Annotated in this window: 31 protein-coding genes and 1 pseudogene; 15 read left to right on the forward strand and 17 right to left on the reverse strand. The window is 66.0% G+C overall.

Annotated features, from left to right (window positions below):
- The 13 genes and pseudogenes from ACI3K3_RS07830 to hisB form a co-directional block, all read right to left on the reverse strand.
- A pseudogene (locus ACI3K3_RS07830) lies at positions 1-415 on the reverse strand (hypothetical protein); the annotation flags it as partial.
- A 14-nt stretch (positions 416-429) separates the two neighbouring features.
- A complete protein-coding gene (locus tag ACI3K3_RS07835) occupies positions 430-900 on the reverse strand; it encodes an ExbD/TolR family protein (protein ID WP_404913048.1) in 471 nt (156 codons plus the stop codon).
- Positions 900-1610: a protein TolQ gene (tolQ, locus tag ACI3K3_RS07840; protein WP_404913049.1), complete on the reverse strand. Its 711-nt coding sequence runs from the start codon at positions 1608-1610 to the stop codon at positions 900-902. The genes ACI3K3_RS07835 and tolQ overlap by 1 nt, the downstream gene beginning before the upstream one ends.
- Positions 1607-2071, reverse strand: a complete 465-nt coding sequence (locus ACI3K3_RS07845) for a YbgC/FadM family acyl-CoA thioesterase (RefSeq protein ID WP_313440335.1) — start codon at positions 2069-2071, stop codon at positions 1607-1609. Before ACI3K3_RS07845 ends, tolQ begins: the two co-directional genes overlap by 4 nt.
- A 264-nt stretch (positions 2072-2335) precedes the next feature.
- Positions 2336-2713, reverse strand: coding sequence for a histidine triad nucleotide-binding protein (locus ACI3K3_RS07850; RefSeq protein WP_404913050.1), 378 nt, complete (start codon positions 2711-2713; stop codon positions 2336-2338).
- Between the two features lie 39 nt (positions 2714-2752).
- Positions 2753-3079, reverse strand: a complete 327-nt coding sequence (locus ACI3K3_RS07855; RefSeq protein WP_404913051.1) for a phosphoribosyl-ATP diphosphatase — start codon at positions 3077-3079, stop codon at positions 2753-2755.
- A gap of 60 nt (positions 3080-3139) precedes the next feature.
- Complete coding sequence (locus ACI3K3_RS07860) at positions 3140-3304, reverse strand: PEP-CTERM sorting domain-containing protein (protein ID WP_404913052.1); 165 nt, start codon at positions 3302-3304, stop codon at positions 3140-3142.
- Positions 3305-3533: 229 nt separating this feature from the next.
- Positions 3534-4295, reverse strand: coding sequence for an imidazole glycerol phosphate synthase subunit HisF (gene hisF / locus ACI3K3_RS07865; RefSeq protein WP_404913053.1), 762 nt, complete (start codon positions 4293-4295; stop codon positions 3534-3536).
- A gap of 4 nt (positions 4296-4299) precedes the next feature.
- A complete protein-coding gene (locus ACI3K3_RS07870; RefSeq protein ID WP_404913054.1) occupies positions 4300-4545 on the reverse strand; it encodes a hypothetical protein in 246 nt (81 codons plus the stop codon).
- Positions 4542-5270 (reverse strand): 1-(5-phosphoribosyl)-5-[(5-phosphoribosylamino)methylideneamino]imidazole-4-carboxamide isomerase, encoded by a 729-nt coding sequence (gene hisA, locus ACI3K3_RS07875; RefSeq protein WP_404913055.1) that lies wholly within the window; start codon positions 5268-5270, stop codon positions 4542-4544. Before hisA ends, ACI3K3_RS07870 begins: the two co-directional genes overlap by 4 nt.
- Before the next feature lies 1 nt (position 5271).
- Entirely contained in the window at positions 5272-5895 is a 624-nt protein-coding gene (gene hisH, locus ACI3K3_RS07880) for an imidazole glycerol phosphate synthase subunit HisH (protein WP_404913056.1), read from the reverse strand.
- Complete coding sequence (locus ACI3K3_RS07885; RefSeq protein WP_404913057.1) at positions 5892-6185, reverse strand: YciI family protein; 294 nt, start codon at positions 6183-6185, stop codon at positions 5892-5894. The genes hisH and ACI3K3_RS07885 overlap by 4 nt, the downstream gene beginning before the upstream one ends.
- The gene (gene hisB, locus ACI3K3_RS07890; protein WP_021233127.1) at positions 6185-6787 is read right to left on the reverse strand and encodes an imidazoleglycerol-phosphate dehydratase HisB; all 603 of its coding nucleotides are present in this window, start codon (positions 6785-6787) and stop codon (positions 6185-6187) included. The genes ACI3K3_RS07885 and hisB overlap by 1 nt, the downstream gene beginning before the upstream one ends.
- Positions 6788-6974: 187 nt before the next feature.
- Here hisB and ACI3K3_RS07895 point away from each other — a divergent pair, with 187 nt between their 5' ends.
- From ACI3K3_RS07895 to ACI3K3_RS07940, 10 genes are all read left to right on the forward strand, one after another.
- Positions 6975-7475, forward strand: a complete 501-nt coding sequence (locus tag ACI3K3_RS07895; RefSeq protein ID WP_313440407.1) for a ClpXP protease specificity-enhancing factor SspB — start codon at positions 6975-6977, stop codon at positions 7473-7475.
- A gap of 85 nt (positions 7476-7560) precedes the next feature.
- On the forward strand, positions 7561-8010 hold the full coding sequence (locus ACI3K3_RS07900) for a hypothetical protein (protein WP_404913058.1): 450 nt from the start codon (positions 7561-7563) through the stop codon (positions 8008-8010).
- A gap of 197 nt (positions 8011-8207) precedes the next feature.
- The gene (gene gmk, locus ACI3K3_RS07905; protein WP_313440356.1) at positions 8208-8861 is read left to right on the forward strand and encodes a guanylate kinase; all 654 of its coding nucleotides are present in this window, start codon (positions 8208-8210) and stop codon (positions 8859-8861) included.
- 91 nt (positions 8862-8952) lie between these two features.
- Entirely contained in the window at positions 8953-9705 is a 753-nt protein-coding gene (locus ACI3K3_RS07910) for a hypothetical protein (RefSeq protein WP_404913059.1), read from the forward strand.
- A gap of 190 nt (positions 9706-9895) precedes the next feature.
- On the forward strand, positions 9896-10732 hold the full coding sequence (gene dapD, locus ACI3K3_RS07915; RefSeq protein ID WP_404913060.1) for a 2,3,4,5-tetrahydropyridine-2,6-dicarboxylate N-succinyltransferase: 837 nt from the start codon (positions 9896-9898) through the stop codon (positions 10730-10732).
- 167 nt (positions 10733-10899) lie between these two features.
- Positions 10900-11181: a hypothetical protein gene (locus tag ACI3K3_RS07920; RefSeq protein WP_404913061.1), complete on the forward strand. Its 282-nt coding sequence runs from the start codon at positions 10900-10902 to the stop codon at positions 11179-11181.
- 3 nt (positions 11182-11184) lie between these two features.
- On the forward strand, positions 11185-11625 hold the full coding sequence (locus ACI3K3_RS07925; protein ID WP_404913062.1) for a DUF1810 domain-containing protein: 441 nt from the start codon (positions 11185-11187) through the stop codon (positions 11623-11625).
- Positions 11626-11745: 120 nt separating this feature from the next.
- Complete coding sequence (locus tag ACI3K3_RS07930) at positions 11746-11952, forward strand: hypothetical protein (protein WP_313440367.1); 207 nt, start codon at positions 11746-11748, stop codon at positions 11950-11952.
- 144 nt (positions 11953-12096) lie between these two features.
- Positions 12097-12348 carry a hypothetical protein gene (locus ACI3K3_RS07935; RefSeq protein WP_404913063.1) on the forward strand — a complete coding sequence of 84 codons (252 nt, stop codon included), beginning with the start codon at positions 12097-12099 and terminating at the stop codon, positions 12346-12348.
- Positions 12349-12707: 359 nt separating this feature from the next.
- Positions 12708-14291 carry a GMC family oxidoreductase gene (locus tag ACI3K3_RS07940; RefSeq protein ID WP_404913064.1) on the forward strand — a complete coding sequence of 528 codons (1584 nt, stop codon included), beginning with the start codon at positions 12708-12710 and terminating at the stop codon, positions 14289-14291.
- Positions 14292-14323: 32 nt separating this feature from the next.
- Here ACI3K3_RS07940 and ACI3K3_RS07945 read toward each other — a convergent pair whose 3' ends face one another.
- Entirely contained in the window at positions 14324-15127 is an 804-nt protein-coding gene (locus ACI3K3_RS07945) for a sugar phosphate isomerase/epimerase family protein (protein ID WP_404913065.1), read from the reverse strand.
- 197 nt (positions 15128-15324) lie between these two features.
- On the opposite strand from ACI3K3_RS07945, the gene kdsA reads away from it, so the two are divergent.
- Positions 15325-16167, forward strand: coding sequence for a 3-deoxy-8-phosphooctulonate synthase (gene kdsA / locus ACI3K3_RS07950; RefSeq protein ID WP_404913146.1), 843 nt, complete (start codon positions 15325-15327; stop codon positions 16165-16167).
- Between the two features lie 51 nt (positions 16168-16218).
- Here the strand turns inward: kdsA and ACI3K3_RS07955 are convergent, their stop codons facing one another.
- The 3 genes from ACI3K3_RS07955 to ACI3K3_RS07965 all read right to left on the reverse strand — a co-directional run bounded on the left by ACI3K3_RS07955 (position 16219) and on the right by ACI3K3_RS07965 (position 19390).
- Positions 16219-17028 carry a 3-deoxy-manno-octulosonate cytidylyltransferase gene (locus tag ACI3K3_RS07955; RefSeq protein WP_404913066.1) on the reverse strand — a complete coding sequence of 270 codons (810 nt, stop codon included), beginning with the start codon at positions 17026-17028 and terminating at the stop codon, positions 16219-16221.
- Between the two features lie 4 nt (positions 17029-17032).
- Entirely contained in the window at positions 17033-18070 is a 1038-nt protein-coding gene (locus ACI3K3_RS07960; protein WP_404913067.1) for an SIS domain-containing protein, read from the reverse strand.
- Positions 18071-18352: 282 nt separating this feature from the next.
- Complete coding sequence (locus tag ACI3K3_RS07965; protein WP_404913068.1) at positions 18353-19390, reverse strand: phytanoyl-CoA dioxygenase family protein; 1038 nt, start codon at positions 19388-19390, stop codon at positions 18353-18355.
- A gap of 155 nt (positions 19391-19545) precedes the next feature.
- On the opposite strand from ACI3K3_RS07965, the gene ACI3K3_RS07970 reads away from it, so the two are divergent.
- From ACI3K3_RS07970 to ACI3K3_RS07985, 4 genes are read left to right on the forward strand one after another with little or no spacing between them, the layout of a single operon-like run.
- Positions 19546-20739, forward strand: coding sequence for a DUF2279 domain-containing protein (locus ACI3K3_RS07970; RefSeq protein ID WP_404913069.1), 1194 nt, complete (start codon positions 19546-19548; stop codon positions 20737-20739).
- Between the two features lie 34 nt (positions 20740-20773).
- Positions 20774-21637 carry an inositol monophosphatase family protein gene (locus tag ACI3K3_RS07975; protein WP_404913070.1) on the forward strand — a complete coding sequence of 288 codons (864 nt, stop codon included), beginning with the start codon at positions 20774-20776 and terminating at the stop codon, positions 21635-21637.
- Positions 21634-23271, forward strand: a complete 1638-nt coding sequence (locus ACI3K3_RS07980; RefSeq protein WP_404913071.1) for a beta-3-deoxy-D-manno-oct-2-ulosonic acid transferase — start codon at positions 21634-21636, stop codon at positions 23269-23271. The genes ACI3K3_RS07975 and ACI3K3_RS07980 overlap by 4 nt, the downstream gene beginning before the upstream one ends.
- On the forward strand, positions 23268-24548 hold the full coding sequence (locus ACI3K3_RS07985) for a capsule biosynthesis protein (protein WP_404913072.1): 1281 nt from the start codon (positions 23268-23270) through the stop codon (positions 24546-24548). The genes ACI3K3_RS07980 and ACI3K3_RS07985 overlap by 4 nt, the downstream gene beginning before the upstream one ends.
- Positions 24549-24553: the final 5 nt, after the last annotated feature.

A 24553-nucleotide genomic window follows, 5' to 3' on the forward strand; every position in this document is an offset into this window, starting at 1 on the left:
GAGCAGGCTTGGGCGGCGCCGGTTTCGGCTTCGGAGGCGCTGGTTTCGGCGGCGCAGGCTTGGGAGCCGGTTGAGGCCGCGGCCTGGGCGGCTGCGGCTGCGGACGTGGCGCGGGAGCCGGAGGAGGCGGAACCGGTTCAGGCTGAGGCAGCGGTTCCGGATCGGGAGCCGGGGCCGGAGGCGGCGCCGCTTCGCCCAGTTCCGGCGCGATATCCGGCGCGGCCTGGCTGAACGGATCGGGCGAAGTCGAGGTCATGCCGACCTGATCGCTCAGCGTCACCTCGATGCGCTGCGGCGGCTTCACGACATCGGTCTGCGCGGGACGCAGCACTATGACCGCCAGCACCGCAACGTGCAGCGCGACCGCCAGCGTGAGCCCCAGCCCCTCGTCCTTGCGCAATCCCAGCATTGCCATCGTGCCAGCCTAACTCAGCCGCCTGAACCGCTGCTGACACCCGTCACCAGCGAGATCGAGGTGAAACCGGCGTGGTTCAGTTCGCCCATCACGTCGACGACCCGGCCATAGTCGAGGGCCTTGTCGGCGCGCAGGGTGACCTGCGGCTTGCGGCCGTCGGCGCCGTCCGGCACCGAGGCAAGGCGTTCGGTCAGTTCGCCCGGCGCGAGCGCTTCGGTTTCGTAATAGACGGTGCCGTCGCGCTGGATCGAGATCGTGATCTGGTCCTGCTCCTCGCTCATCGCCTTGGCGCGGCTGTCGGGCAGTTCGATCGGCACGGCCGCCTTGAGCAGCGGCGCGGTGACCATGAAGATGATCAGCAGCACCAGCATGACGTCGACCAGCGGCGTCACGTTGATTTCGGCCATCGGCGTGCGTCCGCCGCCGCTGCGGCGCCCGCCTCGCCTGCCGCCGCCGGAAACGCCGCCGGAACCCCCCATGCCCATCAGCGCTGCTCCAGCTCACGCGTGAGCGCGGAGTGCAGGCGATCGGCGAAACGCTGGAGGCGCGACTCGAACAGGTTCACGCGGTGCGAGAAACGGTTGTAGGCGATCACCGCCGGGATGGCCGCAAACAGGCCGATGGCGGTGGCGAACAGCGCCTCCGAAATGCCGGGCGCGACCACCGCGAGCGAGGAATTCTGCTGCTGGCCGATCTGGAAGAAGCTGTTCATGATGCCCCAGACGGTGCCGAACAGACCGACGAAGGGTGCCACCGAGCCCACTGTCGCCAGGAAATTGAGACGGTTGGAGATGCGGTCGCTCTCCTCGCCCACCGAGGAGGTCATGGCCAGGGCGATACGCTCGCGCGCGCCGTCAGGATCGAACTTGGGCATGGCGGCATTGCGGCGCCATTCGGCCAGGCCCGCTCCCGCGACTTTGCCCATGGGAACGTCGCCACGACGGCGTTCCTTCTGGTAGGCCTCGAAGTTCTGGGCTTCCCAGAAGCCTTCCTCGTATTCGGCACATTTGCGGTTGAGACTGCCGATGCGCAGCATGAAGCTGATGATGATGGCCCAGACCCAGACGCTCGCCAGGATCAGCCCTGCCATGATCGACTGCACGACGATATCGGCGTGGAGGAACAGCGTCACCGGATTGAGGTGGTTGGAATCGCTGCCGATGGTGACGGCGGAGGCGAGCAGTTCAAAAGTCATTCTTGTCCTCTCGGATGCTCTTGCATGAGCGAGGCGAAAGCGTGTTGCCAGGCGGCGGGCTGTTTGCGCGGTCGTCCTTCAGGACCGATGAACCCGACCTTTACCGTGGCCTCGGCAAGACGAATTTCTCCGCGCCGGGCCACCTGGCGAAGGGTGCAGCTCACGCGGCCGACCTGAAGCGCATGGGTATCGATCACCACCCCGTCCCCGAGGCGCGCGGGCGAAAGGTAACGAATGTTCACTTCCGCGACGGTGTAGAGCCCTTCCCCGGATTCCAACGCAGCGCGCTGGTCGATGCCCAGCAGGTCGAGCAGGTCGGAGCGGGCCCGTTCGAACCAGCGGATGTAATTGGCATGATAGACCACCCCGCCCGCGTCGGTGTCCTCGTAGAACACGCGAAGCGCATAGCGGTGAAGCGGCCCGTCGAGGACGCCGCTGGGGGGAAGAGGATCGCTGCTCATGCCGTCAGGTTGTGTAGCGGGCAGCGGGCGCAGCGCAATCCACTCGTCGCACTTATCCCGCGTGGGCGGGCGAATCGACGGTTAATTGCGCCACGATTGCAGCTCCAGCGGGCTGGAGCGTCATCCCGGACTTGATCCGGGACCGCTGTCCGAGCCGCGAAACCTTGCGTGCAGGGCGGGCAGGCAGCGCCTCTCCTCGGGCTGGGCGCAGCATTGCCAGCGGCCCCGGATCAAGTCCGGGACGGCGGGGTTTGCCCGCCCTGCTTACTCCGCGATCATCTGGAAGAACTGGCGGCCGCCGAAAATGTGCACATGGAGATGCGGCACTTCCTGATGGCCGTTGGTGCCCATATTGACCATCAGGCGATAACCCGGCTCGTCGAGTTCCAACTGCCGCGTGACATGGCCCACGGCCCTCATGAACCCGGCGATTTCGCCATCGTCCGCCTTGGCGGTGAAGTCGTCCCACGAGACATAGGCGGCCTTGGGGATCACCAGCACATGGACCGGTGCCTGCGGGCGGATGTCGTTGAAGGCCAGCGCGAAGTCGTCCTCGTAGACCTTGCTGCACGTCAGCTCGCCGCGCAGGATCTTCGCGAAGATGTTGTTCTCGTCGTAGGGCAGCTTGGGGTCGATCGGCATCGGTGTCTCCCGGAGAGTCGAAAACGATGGGCTGGAGGCTCAGTCCCTGGGGCGGGCAGCCTTTTCGGCAATGCCCGAGACGCCCTCGCGGCGGTCCAGTTCGGCCAGCACGTCGGCCAACGGCAAGTCGCGCGCGCCAAGCAGCACCATGAGGTGGAAGATCAGGTCGGCCGCTTCGCCGGTGAGCGCCTTGTCGTCCTCGGTGAGGGCGGCGATCACGGTTTCGGTGGCCTCCTCGCCCAGCTTCTGCGCGATCTTGCCGAGGCCCCGCGCATGGAGCTTGGCGACGTAGCTGCTGTCGGGATCGGCGGCGCGGCGGGCGGCGATCGTGGCTTCAAGGCGGGCGAGAGTGTCGGGGCTGCTCATGCCATGCCCATGCGGCGCAAGGGCGATGCGGTCAAGCGCGTCGAACCCGGCGGGGGGGGGTCAGTCCTTGCGTTTGGACGAAAACTGCCGACCGATCACCACGCCGGCCACGCCCATCGCCAGCAGGAACAGCCCGCTCGGCTCCGGCAAGCGGGTGGCATCGGCCGCGAACGCAGGCACGGGGGCGAGGATCATCGCCAGGGTAGCGATGGGGTAGCGATGCACGGAATACTCCTGCGCGACTGATAAGGCGACCATTGCCGCCGCTGCGGGAAACGACAAGTGCGCATCGGCGCCTGTCCCGATCCGGGGCGGTCGATGGTGCAGACTTTGCGAGAATCGTCGTCCCGGACTTGATCCGGGACCGCTGTCCGGGCCGCGCCGCGCTCGCGGTGGGGCGCCTAAAGTATTGCCAGCGGTCCCGGATCAAGTCCGGGACGACGTGAGCGGCACCCTACCCCCGCGCCGGCAAACCGGCCGAGCGCAGTGCCGCGTGGGCCTCCGCAATCGAATGCTTGCCGAAGTGGAAGATCGAGGCGGCCAGCACCGCGCTGGCCCTGCCTTCGGTCACGCCGGCCACCAGGTGATCGAGATTGCCCACCCCGCCGCTGGCGATCACCGGCACCGAGACGCTCTCGGCTATCAGCCGCGTGAGTTCGAGGTCGTAGCCGTTCTGCGTGCCGTCGCCGTCCATCGAGGTGACGAGCAGTTCGCCCGCGCCGTAGTCTGCCAGCTTCACGGCATGCTCCAGCGCGTCGATCCCGGTCGCCTTGCGGCCACCGTGCGTGAAGATTTCCCACTTTCCGGGCGAAACCTTGCGCGCGTCCACCGAGGCGACGATGCACTGCGAGCCGAACTTCTCGGCGATGTCCGCCACGACTTCGGGGCGAGAGACGGCGGCGGAATTGACCGCCACCTTGTCCGCACCGGCCAGCAGCAACGCGCGTGCGTCCTCTGCCGTGCGCACGCCGCCGCCGACGGTCAGCGGCATGAAGCAGACTTCGGCGGTGCGCTGGACCACGTCGAGCAGAGTGCCGCGCCCTTCGTGGCTGGCGGAAATATCGAGGAAGCACAGTTCATCCGCCCCGGCCGCGTCATAGGCACGGGCCTGCTCCACCGGATCGCCGGCGTCGATGAGATCGACGAAGTTCACGCCTTTCACGACGCGGCCATTGGCGACGTCGAGGCAGGGAATGACGCGGATACGGACTGTCATGAGTTCACTCCACCGGCTTGAAGAACAACAGCACGCAGAACACGCCGACCGTCAGGCAGACGGCGAAGTTGAACGCGGTGTAGCCCCAGAACTTGCGCGGGTTCTCATCGCGCGCCGCCTCCACTTTCGAGCGTGCGCGGCTGAACAGCATGAGCCGTGCCCTGCCCTTGCGGAAGTCGCGCAGGGCAAAGATCGCGCCCGGCACGAAGATCGCCAGCGCCATGACGGCGACGAGGCGGTTCTCGTTCACGCCTTCTCCGCCATCGCGATCGCGGCGGCAAGGTCGAGGCGGCCGTCGTAGAGCGCCCGTCCGGTGATGACGCCCTCGATGCCGTCGTTCGCGTGCACCGCCAGCAGGCGAATGTCGTCGAGGCCCTTCACGCCGCCGCTGGCGATCACCGGCAGGTCGGTGCGGCGGGCGAGATCGACGGTGGCGTCGATGTTGCAGCCCTTGAGCAGGCCGTCGCGGCCGATGTCGGTGAAGAGCAGCGAGGCCACGCCCGCGTCTTCGAAACGGCGGGCCATGTCGACGATCGAGACGTCGGAAACTTCCGCCCAGCCCTCGGTCGCGACCATGCCGTCGCGCGCGTCCACCGCGACGACGATGCCGCCCGGATACTCGCGCGCCATGTCCTTGACGAACTGCGGATCCTTCAGCGCCGCCGTGCCCATGACGATACGCGAGACGCCGAGATCGAACCAGCCCGCCACGGCTTCACGCGTGCGGATGCCGCCGCCGAGCTGGACGTGGCCGGGGAACGCTTCGAGAATCGCCTCCACTGCCTCGCGGTTCTCGGCCCGGCCCGCGAAGGAGCCGTCGAGATCGACGACGTGGAGATATTGCGAACCCGCTTCGGCAAAGAGCATGGCCTGCGCGGCGGGATCGTCACCATAGACGGTGGCGCGATCCATGTCGCCTTCGGCAAGACGCACGACCTGCCCCTGCTTGAGGTCGATGGCGGGAAAAACGATCATCTCAGGGCTTCCATTCTAGGAAACGGGAAAGCAGGCCGAGGCCGTAGGCCTGGCTCTTTTCGGGGTGGAACTGCACGCCCACGACATTGTCCTTGGCCACTGCGGCGACAAGGCCGCCGCCATGGTCGGTCATCGCCGCTACATGCGCGCCATCGTCGGGCTGGAAGTGGTAGGAATGCAGGAAATAGGCCTCGCCGGGCTCGATCAGCCCCTGCGCGGGATCCTTGCGGCCCAGCGAAACGTCGTTCCAGCCCATGTGCGGTATCTTGATGGCGGGATCGGTGCGCTCGATGCGCTGCACTTGCCCGCCGACCCAGTCCAGCCCGCGCGTCACGCCGTGCTCAAGCCCGCGCGTGGCGAGGAGCTGCATGCCCACGCAGATGCCCAGGAACGGCGCGCCGCCGACATGGACGCGCTCCGTCATCGCCTCCACCATGCCCCGAATGCCCCAGAGGCCTTCGGCGCAGGACCGGAAGGAACCGACACCCGGCAGGACGATGCGGTCCGCCGCGCGCACGACGTCGGGATTGGCGGTGACGACCACGTTCTCCGCACCGGCCGCCCGCAGCGCATTGGCGACCGAATAGAGGTTGCCCGCGCCGTAGTCGATCAGCGCCAGGGTCATCCAGCGAGACCGGCGATGCTGTCGTCCAGGAAACCGTGCGCCCATTCGATCACTTCGAACTCGGCAACGCCGCCCGCCACGAAAGGATCTTCGGCGGCCAGCAGTTCCACGGCATTGCGGCTTTCGCCCCGCGCCAGGATCAGCCCGCCGTCACGCGGCACCTTGCGGCCCCAGCCCAGGAAATGGCCAGCGGCGTGGTTGCCCCTCAGCCAGGCGACATGGTCCGCCAGCAGGCCGTCCACATCCTCGATCGGAGCGGTGTAGCGAAGGGAGATGATGAAGCTGGCCATTACAGCGATTCCTGTCCGAGAATGCCCTTGGTCGAAGGGATCGCCCCGCCCTTGCGCGGGTCCAGTTCGACGGCGGTGCGCATCGCGCGGGCAAAGCCCTTGAAGATGCCTTCGCAGATGTGGTGATTGTTGGTGCCGTAGAGAAGCTCGATATGCAGGGTGATGCCCACGGCCTGCGCGATCGAGTGAAACCAGTGTTCCACCATCTCGGTGTCGAACTCGCCCAGCTTGTCCTGCGTGAAGCCCGCTTTCCACACCAGCCAGGGCCGGCCCGAAATGTCGAGCGAGACGCGGCTGAGTGCCTCGTCCATCGGCGAATGGACATCGCCGTAGCGGCCGATCCCCGCGCGGTCGCCCAGCGCCTGGCTGATCGCCTGGCCGATGGCGATGGCACTGTCTTCCGTAGTGTGGTGCTGGTCCACATGAAGGTCGCCCTTGATGCGGCAGGCGATGTCGATCAGCGAATGGCGGCTGAACTGCTCGATCATATGGTCGAGGAAGCCGATCCCGGTGGAAACCTGATAGGCCCCCGTGCCGTCGAGGTTCACCTCCACGGCGATGTCGGTCTCGTGAGTCTTGCGGATGATCGAGGCGGTGCGCATGGCAGGGCCTATAGACCTGTGCGTCAGGGAATCAATTCCACGCGGCACCAAGTGTGCGTGAAAAGCGTTTCCTAAGTAATCTTCGGTCGCACTCGATCCAAACGACCTAGGGAAAACCCGTCGGAACGTGCTATTTTACGCTTTAAGCCGCTTGACCGACACTGGAAGCATGAGCACCAAGGGCGCGATGAACGATACGCCACCAGACAGCCTTATCCCCTACGACGAGATCGTGCAGGAGGCCCTGCGCGCCGTCGTGGGCCGCGTTCTCGGCCAGGTCGAAGCCGGAAACGGCATCCTGCCGGGGAACCACCACTTCTACATCACCTTCAAGACCGGAGCGCCGGGGGTGTCCATCCCTGCCGAGCTACGGGCCAGGTTCCCGGACGAGATGACCATCGTCCTCCAGAACAAGTTCTGGGATCTGGCGGTGCGCGAAGACGGTTTCACCGTGAGCCTGAGCTTCAACCAGCTCCCGGCCAAGCTGGTGATCCCCTTCTCCGCGATCACCGCCTTCGTGGACCCGGCGGTGGATTTCGGCCTCCAGTTCCAGGCCATGTCCGATGACGACGAGGAAGACGAGCTTTCCGCCCCGGAGAACGATTCGGAACGCGACGTTGCCTCGCGCATTACTCCCAGCGAAGACGGATCGAACGTCGTTTCGGTCGATTTCGGCAAGAAGAAGTAAGGCGGGCAGGCAAAGGCCCGGGAAAGAAAGATCCATGGGCGTCACCAGAGTCCCCGCGAAACTGGGAAAAAGCGTCGGGAAAGGCGTGAGCAAGGCTGGCGCGGCAGTGAAGAACACTGCCGCCAAGGCCAAGGACACTGCCGCGAAAGCAAAGGACAGGGCCGTTACCCTCAGCGGCCCCAGTCCGAACACCGCCACCAACCTTGCCATCGCCGACATCGCCTTGCGCGGAGGCACCTTCATCGCCCGGCGCGCGATGGAGCATGCCCTGCTCGGCAAGCGCTATACCCCGGAGAAAGCCAAGCAGATCCTGCGCGGGCGCTCCTTCACTCAGTCCATGGTCCATACCATGATCGCCCGCATGGCCCTGGGATCGGTTCCCGGTGCCGCCCTGGTGGTCGGCGGGCTTGCCGCGAAGACGCTGTTCGAACGCAGCAGGGCGCGCAAGGAACGGGCGCGCGGCGAAAGCCAGATCACGGACATGGCGGAAGAAGGCGAAGGCGAATCGGATCTGGTGCCGACGCTCACCAAATGATCGCGAAGTGACCTCGTAAACACGAAGTGACGTCGTCCCGGACTTGATCCGGGACCGCTGGCCGTGACCAGCCCATCTCGAAGCAGAGCGCCCTGCCGCCACCTTGCGCCTGAAGACCGCCAGCGGTCCCGGATCAAGTCCGGGACGACGGAAATGCACCCCCTTGATTTGCGCGCCTGCTGGCGGCATCGGGGCACATGGTCAATTCTCCGGACAATCCCGCCGACACGCTCTCCCGGCGCGGCCTCATGCTCATCATGTCCTCGCCCTCCGGCGCGGGCAAGACGACGATTTCGCGCATGTTGCTCGAACACGATTCGCACATCTGCAACTCGGTTTCCTGCACCACACGCGCGCCGCGTCCCGGCGAAGTGGACGGCAAGGACTACTACTTCGTCAGCAAGGCCGAGTTCGACCGCATGGTCGATGAAGGCGAGTTCCTGGAATGGGCGCATGTCTTCGGGCACAGCTACGGAACGCCGAAGGCGCAGGTGAAGGCCGGCCTGAAGGACGGGCAGGACTATCTCTTCGACATCGACTGGCAGGGCACGCAGCAGCTCTACCAGAAGCTGGAGCGCGACGTCGTCCGGGTGTTCCTGCTCCCGCCGAGCATCGACGAACTGCGTCGCCGCCTGACCGGGCGGGGCACCGATTCGATGGAAGTGATCGCCGCACGCATGGAACGCGCCCGCTCGGAAATCAGCCATTGGGACGGCTACGACTATGTCGTGGTGAACGACGACATCGAAGCCTGCTTCGAAAAGGTGAAAAAGATCCTCGCCGCCGAACGCATGCGCCGTGCCCGCCAGACCGGACTCATCGGCTTCGTGCGCGAACTCATGGCACCCTGACGAGGTTTTGTCTTTCCGGCGGGCACTTGCGCCTTCCTCGTGCGTAGATAGCCGAGGAAAGGCCCAGAGGAGCCAGAAAGGGAAGACGATCATGACCGCACGACGAATGTTATCGGGGCGCATCCTCCCCTGGGTCTGCCTGCTTGCCCTCGGCGCCTGCGGTCCGTCCCCGAAGGAGGAAGCGACCACGCCCGCGCCTGCCACCCAGGCCGACGCCAGCATAGCGCCCGCTTCCACCGAAGCGCCCGCCACGACGCCGTCCGCCAAGGCGGACGCCGGGCCGCTTTCCTGCGCGGACGAGATCGGTGCCACCGCCGCCCAGAAACGCGCCGACCTCTGCCGACAGGTGTCTCCCGCCACGCGCCCGCCCTGCAATGTCGCCAACAGCTGCGCGATGATCGAGGACGAGATCGCCCGTAGCTGCTCGCTGTTCGCTTCCAAGGGCGATCCGATGCCGGAGTGCCGGATCGACCCCAAGAGCAAGGAAGCCGCCGCCGCCGTCGTCGAACGCTATTATTCCGCGCTCAATGCCCGCGATTTCGGCACGGCCTGGCAGCAGTGGGGCGACGACGGCCCGCCGAACCAGACGATGGACCGCTTCGCTGCCGGGTTTGCCGATACCCGCTCCACCCACGTCACCATCGGCACGCTGGCGCCGGGCGACGCGGGCGCGGGTTCGATCTACCAGCCTGTTCCAGTGACGGTGGATGCCACGCTGGATGACGGCACCCGGCAACGCTTTCGCGGCACTTACGTGGTCCGGCGGGTGAACGACGTGGACGGCGCCACGCCGGGCCAGCTGCGCTGGCACATCGATTCGGCCAAGCTCACGCCGGTGCGTTGAAGAGAGCCTTCCAGAGTTAGCGAACGGGAGTCCCGTAAGGAAAATGCCCTCCGGAGCATTTTTCAAACACGCCATGTAAACCGGCTGCCCTGCTTATCCCCATCGCGTCCTTCTTTCTTGTCCTTCCCCCTCGCACCCTCTAGGCGCGCCTGCAAACCTGCCTTTTGGCCGACCTTCTGGAGACGCGAACATGTCCGAACTCGAAACCGCGATCGAAGCCGCCTGGGATGCGCGCGACACCGTCACCCCTGCCAGCGCCGATGTGCGCAAGCTCGTCGATGAAGCGCTCGGCCTCATCGAATCGGGCGCCGCCCGCGTCGCGGAGCCGGACGGTCAGGGTGGCTGGAAGGTCAACCAGTGGCTCAAGAAGGCCGTGCTGCTCTCGTTCCGGCTGAACGACAACGCCCCGGTCGCCCACGGCGCCGGCGGCGCGCCTGCCTTCGACAAGGTGCCGGTCAAGTTCGACGGCTGGGCCGACGAGGACTTCCGCAAGGCCGGCTTCCGCGTGGTTCCGGGCGCCGTCGCCCGCCGCGGCACCTTCATCTCGAAGGGCGTGGTGCTGATGCCCAGCTTCGTGAACATCGGCGCCTATGTCGGCGAAGGCACCATGGTCGACACCTGGGCCACCGTCGGTTCCTGCGCCCAGATCGGCAAGAACGTCCACATCTCGGGCGGCGTCGGCATCGGCGGCGTGCTTGAGCCGCTCCAGGCCGGCCCGGTGATCATCGAGGACAACTGCTTCATCGGCGCCCGTTCGGAAGTGGCCGAAGGCGTCGTCGTGGGCGAAGGCGCGGTGCTCTCGATGGGCGTCTACCTTGGCGCTTCGACCAAGATCGTCGACCGCGCGACCGGCGAAGTCCACATCGGCAAGGTGCCGCCCTATTCGGTCGTGGTCCCCGGCTCGCTGCCCGGCAAGCCGCTGCCGGACGGCACCCCCGGACCGTCGCTCTACTGCGCGGTGATCGTCAAGACGGTGGACGCGCAGACCCGCTCGAAGACCGGCATCAACGAACTGCTGCGCGACTGATCATTGCGCCTGATCATCCCGACTGCGGCATGACGAAGGGGCCGGATGCAATCGCATCCGGCCCCTTCGCTGCATCTACGGCTTCGGAACGGCCCCGGTCGTCACGCGTTGATCCCGGAAGAACGGCCGCGGACAGTCATGCCGCCGCCGAGAACCGGGAGATGCCCATGGAAACCCGTGGCGAGGAAATCCACGTCGAGAAGACCGATGCCCGTGCCGGCGCGACGCCCAATGTCGTCCGTTACGTCCTGCTCATCAGCCTGGTGCTTGCCGTGGTGGCGATGTCGGCGATCTGGATATTCGGCGCGGTCAAGGCGCCCGACGATACCGGCGGCCCGGCCGATACGCGCGAGGCAGTGCAGCGCGGCGATGTCGATCCACGGGAACAGCCCGGAGTCCAGAGCCCCGAACCGCCCCGTAACGGCAATACGTCCCCCGGCGGAAGCTGACCGATGACCGGGCTGGCGCGGTTCATAGAAGCCCAGTCGCACGACTACGACCGCGTCGTCGCCGAGCTGGAGCAAGGCAGCAAGCGCAGCCACTGGATCTGGTACGTCTTTCCGCAAGTGGCCGGCCTTGGGCAAAGCGAGACCTCGCGTCGCTATGCGATCGACGGCATGGCCGAAGCACGCGCCTACCTTGCCGAGCCGTTGCTGAAGGCGCGCCTCGATCAATGCACCGATCTGATGCTCGCCTGGCTTGGCACGCGGGACGCCTCCGCCATCCTCGGCGAACTTGATGCCCTTAAATTCCGCAGTTCCATGACGCTGTTCGAGGCGGCTGGGTTAAAGGCGGGGGGTGGTGGAGAACGCTTCTCCCGCGCGCTGGAGGGCTTTTTCGAGGGACGACGCGACGATCGGACCCTGCGCCTCCTGCAAGACAACGACGCGTAAGATCAGGGCGGGAACCGAAACCCGGTTCCGCGCGTTCTCGACCATTGGCCCTTATTGCATAGCGGCCGTGCAGCCGCTCCCCAGACTTCGGGCATGACTTCGGGCCACGGGAGAGTCGAGATGCAACGCGTCGGCGATGAAGTTCATCTGGACGAGGACGAAGCCCGATCGGGCAGCACGCCCCACATCGTGCGCTACGTCCTGCTGGCCAGCCTCATTCTTGCGATACTGGCGATGTCCGCGATCTGGATTTCCAGAGCCTGGTGGGAACAGCCCCCTCCCCAGGGCCATCCGGTGACGGCCGAGGAACACGCCTTGGGAGGCTGAGTTCTAAACTTCGATCTGCACCCTGATCGCATAATTCGCTTGCTTGCAAGCCGATCTTGCCGTGATCTGTCTTCGGGAGAAACGAGAAGAACCGACGCCGTCTCAAGACGGCGGGGAATCTTCTGCGAAGAGGATGCGAACGGTATGCAGGATCAGTTCGATACGATTCCGGCTCACGCTGGCTCAACCGACATCGGCGACGGCGATTTCTTGCCGGCGCCCCGCAACACGACCAGCGCGACACTGCCGATATTGCCCCATATCCTGGCGGCCATCTTCGGGGTCTTCGCGATCGCCATCGTGATCCTTTGGCTTTCCATCGGCGTTTGGAGCCGCCCCGACCCCCATCACCTGACGCCGGCCAATGTCCAGCAGCCCGCCCAGGCGGCCCCGTAGAACGGAAAAAATGAGCCGTCGATGGAAGCGTGTCCCGAGCGCGGAATGGCCGCGCTCCCGCCCCGGATCGATCATCGCCCCCCGACGAAAGATCGATCCCCTGCATCGACGGCCCCGTACGAATGGCGCCTGCGCGCCCTTCCTTACTCGTCCGATACTGCGTTCGGTGGCGGGTGTATTCGCCATGTTCGAGACGGATGACAGAGTGTTGCAGGAATTTAATGATCCGAGACTGAAACTTTTCCCAGTCACCTTCCGGCTGGACTTGCGGCCACCGCTCAGCGCCATCGCAGGGGCGGGTTTCGCATCGAAATTCCGGAATGCTTGATCGCGGCCGGCCCCCGGCCTAGCCCATGGTCATGGGAGAGTTCGATTACATCGTCGTAGGCGGTGGAAGCGCCGGATGCGTGCTCGCCAATCGGCTGAGCGCGGACCCGCGCCGCCGCGTGCTCCTGCTCGAAGCGGGCGGCAAGGACGATTACATCTGGATCCGCGTTCCGGTGGGCTATCTCTACTGCATCGGCAATCCCCGCACCGACTGGTGCCTCTCCACCGATGCCGAGGAAGGGCTGGGCGGCCGCAGCCTCAAGTATCCGCGCGGCCGCGTCCTCGGCGGCAGTTCCTCGATCAACGGCATGATCTACATGCGCGGGCAGGCCGCCGACTACGATCACTGGCGCCAGACCGGAGCGCTCGGCTGGGGTTGGGAAGACGTGCTGCCCTACTTCACCCGCGCCGAGGATCACTACGGAGGCGCCGGTCCCTTCCATGGCAGCGGCGGGGAAATCCGCGTGGAGAAGCAGCGACTGCGCTGGGCCATTCTCGAAGCCTTTCAGGAAGCGTGTAGCCAGCAGGGCATTCCCGAGGTTTCCGACTTCAACCGGGGAGACAACGAAGGATCGGGCTTCTTCCAGGTCACCCAGCGCGGCGGCTGGCGGTGGAGCGCGGCCGACGCCTTCCTGAAGCCGGTGCGCAGCCGTGCGAACCTGAAAGTGGAAACGGGCGCCAGCGTCGATCGCATCCTGATCGAGGACGGTCGGGCAACGGGCGTAATCTATTCCCTGGGAGGCCAGACGCGGACGGTGCGCGCGCGGGCCGAAGTGGTGCTCTCGGCGGGCGCCATCGGCTCACCCGCCATTCTGGAGCGGAGCGGAGTGGGCAGCGGGGCCCGGCTATCGGGCCTCGGCATGGACACGCTGGTGGAACTCCCCGGCGTAGGCGAGAATCTTCAGGACCACCTGCAACTGCGCTGCGCCTGGCGCGTCGCCGGGGTGCCCACGCTGAACCAGCGCGCCGCGAATCTCTTCGGCAAGGCGCTGATCGGGCTCGAATATGCCCTGCGGCGCAGCGGCCCCATGGCCATGGCGCCCAGCCAGCTCGGCGTCTTCACCCGCAGTCACCCGCGCTACGCCACGCCCAACCTCGAATATCACGTTCAGCCGCTCAGCCTCGAAGCCTTCGGCGGTGCACTGGACCCATTCCCCGCTTTCACCGCCAGCGTCTGCAACTTGCGCCCCGAGAGCCGGGGCAGCTCCCATGTGACCGGACGCGATCCCGCCGCGCCGCCCAGCATCCGCCCGAACTATCTCTCGGCCGAGGAAGATCGCGCGGTTGCCGCCCAGTCGATCCGCCTGACGCGGGAGATCGTCGCTCGGCCGGCGCTGGCCCGCTACGCCCCCGAGGAACTGCGCCCCGGATCGGACCTCACCACCGAGGAAGACTTGCGCCGCGCTGCCGCAGCCATCGGCACCACCATCTTCCATCCGGTGGGCACGGCGGCGATGGGGAGCGTTGTGGATGCCCGCCTGCGCGTCTCGGGCATCGACCGCCTGCGCGTCGTCGATGCCTCGGTGATGCCGACGATCACCTCGGGCAATACCAATGCCCCCACCATGATGATCGCCGAGAAAGGCGCGGAGATGATCCTGGCCGATTCGCGGTGAATCTTCGGCCCCGCTGGTGTCAGGCACCGGTTTCAGGCCAGCAGGGCGCGCGTGCGGGCAACGACTTCCACCAGATAGTCGCGCGCAGCCTCGACGCCCAGCCCGGCTTGCGGAAGCGACAGGTCCAGCCCCAGCGTCTTCCCGCGCGGCAGTGCATCGACGAATTCGCGCAGCGGCAGCTCGCCCTCGCCGGGAATCAGCCGGCCGGTTTCGATCTCGGCCGCGTAGTCTCCCTCGCCTTTGAGCAGACCGTCGCAGAGACGGACATGACCGATCAGCGCCGCATCGAGTTCCGCCAGTTCCCGCGCCTTTCCGCCGGTGCGGAAGAAGTGCATGGCATCCACCGTCACGCTGACCCGGTCCTGCCCGATGTGCGCCACCAGCGCGAGCGCCTCCTGCAAGTTGCGGAAGGTCATGACCGGCGAGAATTCGAAGGCGAAATCCATGTCGCGTTCGCGCGTCATTTCGGCCAGACGGGCCATGTAGTCGAAAGCCCGATCCCGTTCGAGCCCGTTGTCGCGCGCGCCGATACGGCGGGTGCCCAGTTCGGCGAAAAGGTCGAGGTCGCCCGCGTGATCGTCTGGCGCGATATCGGCAGAACCGTTGATCCCCTCGCCCAGGCCGATGCGCAGCCCACCGTCGGAGAGGGCCGCCCTCACCTCACGCCGAAGCGCCGCATCCTCGCGCAGCGACCAGGGGGCGTAGCGACTGGACCGGCCCGTCTGCTGAAGGCCCATCGATACCGCCTTGCAGCCCATCTCGGCGGCAAGGCGAACGTGATCGATGGGGCCCATGCCCGCGACCGTGCGCATGTCGATGCCTATGGGATGGGGCATGAAATATCCTCGTGACGGGAAGGAGGGATGAGGCTTCCTGAATAGCCTCCCTTGCCGCGCTCGCGAAGCCTCGATCGCTCGAAAACCACAGTTCGGGTGATCGATGGGCGTCAGGGCGAAGAGGCGGAAACCACTTGACGCCGGCCTTCCCCCCGGCGACGGCCCACCGCCTGCATCACGAGGACAGAATGCCAGACATGATTCCCTCCGTTTCCCTGCTCCCGAACCTGACTTTCGCCAACGACCGGCCTTTCGTGCTGATCGGCGGGATGAACGTCATGGAGAGCCGCGAGGCGGTGATGGACGTGGCCGCCGAATTCGTGCGGGTGACGGGCGAACTCGGCATTCCCTATGTGTTCAAGGCCAGCTTCGACAAGGCGAACCGCTCCTCGATCTCATCGTTCCGGGGACCGGGCCTGGACGAAGGCATGAAGATCCTGGCCGAAGTGAAGGAACGGTTCGGCGTTCCGGTCCTGACCGACGTTCATGAGCCTTTCCAGGCCGAAGCCGTGGCCGAAGTGGCCGATATCCTCCAGCTTCCCGCTTTCCTGGCACGCCAGACCGATCTGGTGGTCGCCCTCGCCCGCACCGGCAAGGTCATCAACGTGAAGAAGCCGCAGTTCCTGGCTCCTCAGGAAATGCGCCACATCATCCGCAAGTGCGAGGACGCCGGCAACGGCCGCGTGCTGCTCTGCGAGCGCGGCTCATCGTTCGGGTACAACAACCTGGTGGTCGACATGCTGGGGATGGACGAGATGAAGGCCATGGCGCCGGTCGTCTTCGATGCCACCCATGCGCTTCAGCGACCGGGTGGGCGAACGGACAGCGCCGATGGTCGCCGCACCCAGGCTGCCGCCCTCACCCGCGCGGGCATGGCGCTGGGCATCGCGGGACTGTTTTTGGAAGCGCACCCCGATCCTGACAAAGCGCTCTGCGACGGCCCCTGCGCGCTGCCGCTAGACCGCTTGCGCGCCTATCTGGAGCAGGTTCAGGCCATAGACCAGCTGGTCAAGGGCTTCCCGCCGCTGGACATCGACTGAGAGGAAGGGGGCGGGCGCGGGCCAAAATCCGGCTTCGCCTTCGGCCCTGCCTCAGGCGATCCCGCGTTCCTGGAGAATACGCTCGATCACCGGTTTGTCGCCGGGATTGTTCAGTTCGATCGCGTCCCACGACAGCGGATCGAGCGTCACCACCGAGACCGGCAGGCCAAGATCGAGGAAGCGCAGCTGCTCCAGGCCCTCCAGCAGCTCCAGCTCGCATGCAGGTGCGGCCACGTAGCGTTCCAGCGCCTCGCGGCGATAGGCATAGAGCCCGAGATGCAGATGGACCGGCGGAAACTCCCGCGCGGCGGCTTCCGCCGGAAGATAGGGCAGCACGCGCTTCGAGAAATAAAGCGCACGCCCGCGCCCGTCAATCACGGCCGTAGTGCCGCCCACGCGGCCCTCGGCCTGATCCTGCACGAGATGCTCGTAAACCGAACGCGAGGCACGCACCGCCGGCGTGGCCATGATCGCCTCTGGATCCTGGTGCAGTCGTTCCACCAGCGCGGGAACGACGCCCGCCGGGGACAGCGGTGCGTCCCCCTGAAGGTTGACGACGACATCGGCGATCGGTCCCAGCGTGGCGATCGCCTCGGCACAGCGTTCGGTGCCATTGGCGCAGTCCGGGGAGGTCATGACGACCTGCCCGCCGAAGCTTTCCACTTCGGCGGCGATCCGATTGTCATCGGTGGCCACCCAGACGCCGGCCGAGCCGGGCACGCTCATGGCGCAATCCCAGCTGCGGCGGATCAGGCTGCGTTCTTCGCCGGTTGCACCGGTCAGCCTTACGAGCGGCTTGCCGGGATAGCGGCTCGACGCGAAGCGCGCCGGGATGACGATTGCAAAACTGGAGGAAGTCAAAGGTTCAGCTCAGCCCCGAGCGCAGGAAATCGTGGAGATGGATGATGCCGATCGGAATCTGGTTGATTGTGGCCACCAGCTCGTCCTCGACGACGGCGCAGCGCGGGCCGTCTTCTCCGACGACGAAGGCGCAGGTGATCTGGGCATCGTTGAGGAAGCGCAAGGCATCCTCGGCCGCCATGTCGGCACGCAACATCTTGGGTCGCGGCGTCATCACCTCACGCGCGCGGACCTGGTCCAGCATCTTGAAATGCCGCCGCAGGTCGCCGTCGGTGATGATGCCCACCAGTCGGCCCGCAGCATCGACCACGCCGGCGATGCCGAAGCCCATCGAGGTCATGCAGGTGATGACGTCGTCCATCGGCAGGTCGAGATCGACCAGCGGCAGCTTGTCGCTGCCGTGCATGAGCTGGCTGACCGAAGCCAGCCGCAAACCGATCGAGCCGCCCGGATGAAGCGCCTTGAGGCTTTCCTTGGAGACGCCCTGCATGTCCATGAGCACCATGGCGATCGCATCGCCCAGCGCAAGCTGCTGGGTGGTCGAGCTGGTGGGCGCGATATTGGAAGGGCAGGCCTCGGTAGCGACGGGCAGCAGGATGCAGACGTCGGACCGGCGCTCGACCAGCGAATCGGCGTAGGAGGTCATGCCCACCACGGGAATGCCGCAGCGTTCGACATGATCGAACAGAACCTGAAGTTCGGCGGTATTCCCCGAGTTGGAGATCGCCAGCACTACGTCACCTTCGACCACCATGCCGAGATCGCCGTGCGCGGCTTCACCGGGATGGAGATACATCGCGGGCGAACCCGTGGCGGAGAGCGTAGCTGCGATCTTGCGCGCGATGTGCCCCGACTTGCCCACGCCGGCCACGACGATCCGCCCGGTTGCCCCGGCAAGCAGCTGGCAGGCCTTGGTGAAGCTTGTGCCCAGCGATGCAGCCAGGTTATCCAGGGTGCGGGCCTCGATATCGATGACTTCGCGTGCTCGGGATATAATGAGATTGCTGGCCCCGACGGTGATCGGGACGACCGAATTCGACAACTTAAACCCCCTGGTCGCGTGCTTTCGATTATCGCGCATCGCCTACACCTTGCTGGCCGCAGTGCACAACGCCACAGTTCTGACATGAACTGTTGTACGTGCGCACAGTCCGCGATTTTGTGCTACGCAGCACGGCCTCTTATGTAAACCCCACGATATCCCTGATTTCCTCGACCTGTCGCAAAATTAGCACAAGCGCCGGCAAGTAGCGGGAAGCTATAGTTTCACAATTAAACTGTTACCTTCCGGCAACAACAATATCATGAAGACACGTGCGCCGTTTCAGTTGGGCGCATCTATCGCGCGGCGCCGACCAACGCTGCGCCAGGGCTGGCCGGCGACGCTTTCGAACCGGTCCCGCAGCGCCCAGAGCCAGCCGACTCGGCGCTCGGCCAGGCCCGGAATGCTCAGCAGATCGCCCCCCAGCCAGGGGACGAAGGGATTGCGCCGGCTGTAGGACCATATCTCCACCCGCTCGATCGGGCGCACCGAGCCCCCTCGGGCGTGAAAACCCAGGGTGTCGGCCACGACCAGGGTATTCGCCGCGACAGCCATGGGGCGCGGCTGCGGCAACTCCATTTCGGAAAGGTCGTCCTGCCGCACGCGCGGCGACCCGCGGGCCGAAAGGCGGTCGATCTCCCGAGGATCGGCAAGGCTGCGGCGATACTCCCAATCGAGGCGCGCCGGGGTCAGCCGATGCGAGCCCGGCACGAAAGTGAAGGGCGCCTCGTCGGCCGGAACCGGGTTCAGGAACAGCCAGGATTTCAGCGAGGAGTGAAACGCATCGGCATGAAGCGATTCCTGGGGGTCCGCTTCGTTGCTGGCATCATGCGTCACGATGGTCTGCACATAGTGCAAGGGCGCGATGCGGAACCCCGCGACGTAGTGGAACAACGCCTTGAGATCGTCGCGCTCCAGCAGGCGGCGCAGTTCGGGGATGGACCGCAGCATCGCAGGATCGATCGCGAGACGGCGCGTGATCGCATCGCCCTGCCGCATCTCCCGCGCCTCGCCTTCGTATCCGAGGATGGCGGCGCGCAGCGGCGCAAACTGCTCCGCCGGGATCACGTTCTCGATCGCCACGAAGCCGTCGCGATCGAAGGCCTCGCGCCAGTCGGCCCGCACTTTGCGCGCCAGCCGCCGCCGCCGCCACGCACAGAGCGCTCCCGCCAGACGCACCCGCGCCCGGTGCAGGCCAAGACGGTTCAGACGCTGCGAACCAAGCAGGGGATTGTCGAGAAAACTCTTAGCCGAGGTGCCCAGCTGGAATATCCAGAGCGGCGCCATGAGTAACGACTTGACCGGCTTGAGAACAATCATATGAAGAGGGCTACCGATTTCGGGGGGTTAGGCAATGGCCCCTTTGACAGGTGGCTGGCAACTGATTTCGTGGCTCTTGCGTCTCCGAAATATGGCTCGCCTGCAATTTGGCCGGTAATTTGGCATAACGTTTCAGGGTACGAAAATTGATGAGGATGGGTTACCGCGGCCGGGCGGTTCTGGCGCTGGCCGCATGCCTGCCGGCAACGCCCGCCTGGGCCGATGCCTTCGACGGCGCAGTCCTTCCGGAGGCCGGCTCCCCCGCCCTGTCCGAGCCCGCTTTTTCCGAGGTTCCGGGCCAGGCATCTCCATTCGATCCGAACGCTCCCCAGCCGGGCTCGGTGCGGCAATGGAATCTGGCCGACATCGCGACCCCGCGCGCCGGGCCCAATCTGGCGGCGCTTGCCATTTCCGCGCCTGAGCCGAGCCAGCCGATCGCAGAGGATGCCTATGGTCCGGCCGATAACACGCTTCCTGCAAATACCGTGGTTTCCGGCCCCGCTGCCTCGCTGCCGCCCGGAGTCAACCTGAACGGCACCGGCCATGTCCCGCGCGAATATGCCCAATATCGCGGCTTCTTCAAGCAGGCCGGCACGATCAAGACCGAACTGGCGATCCTCGCGATCTACATGGGCGCCCAGACGATCCCGAAGCTGACCAAGGAAACCACCTCGTTCCACTTCAAGGACGAGGGCTGGTTCGGCAAGAACACCACCAGTCTTGGCATGGACAAGCTCACCCATGCCTTCAACACCTATCTGATCGCGGACATTCTCCACGCACGCCTGCACAGGAATACCAACGCTTCGGAGGGCGACGCCCTCACCGCGGGCATTCTCGCGGCGGGCCTGATGGCGATCAACGAAGTGTCCGACGCCATCGAGCCGGACAGCGGCTATTCGATGCAGGACATCGCGATGAACGTCAGCGGTGCGGCGCTGTCGGTCCTGCGCAACACGGTTCCCGGCCTGAAGGAGAAGATCGCCTTCAAGATCGAGATCATGCCGAACCACCAGATCTACAGCCACGTCGGCAAGGAGCACTACGAACAGCAGCGCTTCATGCTCTCGCTGAAGGGCGCCGGCTTCGAAGGCCTGCGCAAGACGCCGCTGCGCTATGTCGATTTCCAGGTGGGCTACTACGCCAGCGACTTCCTCAACAGCGATCGCGACAAGGGCATCGAGCCGAAGCGCCACTTGTTCGTTGGCCTCGGCCTGAACGTGGGCGAGCTGTTCTTCGGCAACTCCAACTCGCGCTTCGGCAAGGCGGCGCATTCGGTGCTCGACCATATTCAGCTCCCCTACACCTCCATTCGTGTCGACACGCATGGAGAGATCGGCCATCCGTGACCGGCCGATCGAACGGGACCGAGGCCCACTGATCATGGACCAAAGCCTTACGCCCGCGGTCGAGCAGGCGATGCGAGAGGCGGCGCGCCGCGCCATCATGCCGCGATTCGGCACGGCGAGCGCCATGCCCGTCGCCGACAAAGGCGCGCATCCCGGCGAGACGGAGCCGGTGACCGCAGCAGACCGCGAATCCGAGGCGATCCTGTACGAAGCGCTCGTTGGGCTGATCCCCGGCGCGCGGGTGATCGGTGAGGAGGCGGTGCATCACCGGCCGGACCTGTTGGAAGGACTCGGCGCGGGAACTTGCTGGATCGTCGACCCGCTTGACGGCACGGCCAATTTCGCCGCCGGAACCGGGCCTTTCGGGCTGCTGGTGGCGCTCGTCGACAATGGCGTTCCGGCGGGGGGATGGCTGCTAGATCCGCTATCCGGCCGCTTTTGCGCCGCCCTCAAGGACCAGGGGGCGACGATCGACGGAGCACCCTTCCGCACAGGTCCCACAGGCCGCGCCCGCCCAACCTTGGCCGTCACCCGCCTGTTCACCGGGCCCGCACGGCGCAGGCGCCTCATCGCCTCGCTCACCGACGAGGCCGAGGTGCTCGACAGTCCCCGCTGCGCCGCCGACCAGTATCCGCGCGTAGCCTCCGGCGAAAACGATGTGACCCTGTTCACGCGGACGCTGTCCTGGGACCATGCCGCAGGCGTGCTGTTCCTCAACGAGGCCGGCGGACGCGCGAGCCGGGCCGACGGCACGCCCTATCGATGCGACGATGCCCGCGAAGGCCTAATCGTCGCCACCTCGCCCGCAGCCTGGGACTGGGCCGCTGATCGCCTGTCGGCGCTGGGCGAGACACTGGCCCTCTCGATCGCAACCAAATCGTGCGAGGCGGGACGATGAGCCCACCGTTTCTGCGCATCCCCCCTTTTCCGGGCCATCGCGCATCGCCGCTCGCACAGGACGGCGCCACGACCGTCTCCGACGCGGCAACCCTCGTCGATCGGCTGCGTCGGGCGCGGGTGGGCGGAGAGTTCTGGGCTGCGGCGGCGTCCCTTCCGGAAGGCCGCACCGTGCTGGCGTCCGCTTCGGGCACGGCTGCGGCCGGCATTGTCGCCCGGCATCTTCGCGGCCGCGACGACATGCGGCAGGTGGTCTCGCGCGGGCGCCTTCCCGGCCTTGAAGCGCTTCCCCGGGTTCCCGCCGCCAGCGATCCCTGGAGCCTTTGCGCGAAGGCCGATCGCGTGGTGGCCGACGCGGACGATGAGCTTCTGCTGATCGCCGCGCTCAGCGGATGCGAGATCGAGATCGTGGGCTCCGGACGTTTCGCCGCCCTGTCGGACCCGCAGGGACTGGAAAATGCCGTCTCCGCCGAGCTTTCCCGCTGGATTTACCGCGATCCCTTCGATGGCAGCCGGATCACGCCCGCCCAGGCCATCGACCTGCTCGAAGGCTGGCGTCGGCTGATCGATGCCAACCGCGCGGTCGGCAGCATCTACGGCATCGCCAGATGGAAGCGGATCACGGCCGACAACCTGCTCTGGGATGGGACGGGTCCGGTGCGTCATACCGACGGCGCGCCGCTGACCGGCCATCCCGCGCGTGCCCTCGCGTGGATCGCGCGGAGCGACGCCCAAGTCCTGTCCGAACTTGAAGCGCGCGGCGTCGCGGTGGGCGAGATCGAGGACGGCATGATCCGCTCGACCGGCCTGGGCGCCAATTGCGTGCCGCCGCTGTCGATCGTGGTCGATGCAAACGGCCCTCACTTCGATCCTGCTCAGGCAAGCGAATTGGAGATCATCCTCGAAACGGCGACGATCCCCGAGCCCATCCTCCAGCGCGCGCGCGCCTTGCGCGAAAGGCTCGTTGCCGGTGGGATCAGCAAGTACGGGCAGGACGCCAGCCATCGGGCCAGCGTGAACGACTCGCACCCCGATCGCGCCCGCAAGCTGGTGCTCGTGACCGGCCAGGTGGAGGACGACCGCTCGGTGCTGCGCGGCGGCGGCGGGCTGGACAACCTGCAACTGCTCCGCCGCACCCGCGCGCAGGAGCCGGAAGCGCACATCGTGTTCAAGCCCCATCCCGACGTCGAGGCCGGCCATCGCAAGGGCCACGTTCCGGACAGCCGGGCGCTGGAGTTTGCGGACGAGATAGACCGCATCTCTTCCATTGCATCCCTGCTGGACCGGGTCGATTCCGTGCATGTGCTGACCTCGCTGGCGGGGTTCGAAGCCCTGATGCGCGGGCGAGAGGTCGTCACGCACGGAGTGCCGTTCTATGCCGGCTGGGGCCTCACGCGCGACTTGGGCGAGGTTCCCGCACGCCGAACCCGAAAGCGCACATTGGAGGAACTGGTGGCGGCTACGCTCATTCTCTATCCCCGCTACCTCGACCCCGTCACGCGCCTGCCTTGCGGCCCGGAAACGCTGGTGGACAGGATTGCCAATGGACAGGCCAACGTGCGATCAGGACTTATACGCTTGCGCGAAGTTCAAGGGAGGATGAACCGCGTGCTTGGATGGATGACCCGGCGATGAAGCATCTCCTTCTCACCACTGGAGAGCGCCGGTTCCTGTTCCTGCAAGGACCGCCGGGCCCGTTCTTTCAGGCACTGGGCGAGGAGCTGCGCCGTCGCGGCGCTGCTGTCCACCGCATCAACCTCTCCGGTGGCGACCGCCGCGACTGGCGGGACGGGGCTACGGATTACCGCGGCCTCATGCGCGACTGGCCGCTCTATTTCGATCGCTACGTGCAGGAGCACGGGATCACCGATGTGGTCCTGTTCGGCGATTGCCGCCCCATGCATATGCGGGCGATGCGACTTGCGCGCCTGCGGGGCATTCATTTCCATGTCTTCGAGGAAGGCTACATCCGTCCCGACTGGATGACGCTGGAGCGCGACGGGGTTAACGGAAACTCCCCGTTCGACCGCGATCCGCAGAACCTGCTGACGGACGCGGCGAGGCTGCCGGAAATCCCGGACCTGCCTTCGATCACCGCCTCGTTCAACCGCCGCGCGCATGACAGCTACTGGCATTATCACAATGTCGTGACCGGGCGGCTGCTGCTGCGCTTCCCCTTCTACCGCACGCATCGCCAGGGCTCGATCGTGCTTGAGGGCTTCGGCTGGATACGCCGTTTCGCCCTGCGCGATCGCCGCGCCCGGCAGGCACGGGAAACGCTGCGGGACATTGCCGGGAAGCCTTACTTCCTGTTTCCGCTCCAGCTCTCGGGCGACTTCCAGATCCGCTCGCATTCGCCGTTCCTGTCGATGGCGATGGCTCTGGACTATGTCCTTGCAAGCTTCGCGCGCCATGCACCGAAGGAAGCGCTGCTGGTGATCAAGGAACATCCGCTGGACGTGGGCTTCCGCAACTGGCGCTCGACGATCCGCCGGCGGGCCGCACATTTCGGTCTGGACGGGCGTGTGCTGCATATCGACGGTGGCGATCTCCAGCCGCTTTGCGAGAATTCGATCGGCATGGTCTGCGTCAACAGCACCTCGGGAACGCTCGCGCTGGCATCGGGAACGCCGGTGATCGTGCTGGGCGACGCCGTCTACGACGTTCCCGGAATCACCCACCAGGGATCGCTTGACCGTTTCTGGCGCAGCCCGGAGCTGCCCGACCGCAATCTATATGCCGCCTTCAAGAAAGTGCTCCATGCCAAGTGCCTGGTGCGCGGCGGCCTTGCCAGCGAATCGGCGACCAGAACCCTTGTGGAGAACAGCATCGAGCGCCTGCTGGTGCCGGTGGAAGCGCCGGAGCGCCCTGCCGTCCGCCGCCGCTATGCGCCGGTCGCCAGCACGACCTGAAGCTT

The sequence above is a fragment of the Novosphingobium sp. ZW T3_23 genome (assembly GCF_044987305.1).
GTDB lineage: Bacteria > Pseudomonadota > Alphaproteobacteria > Sphingomonadales > Sphingomonadaceae > Novosphingobium.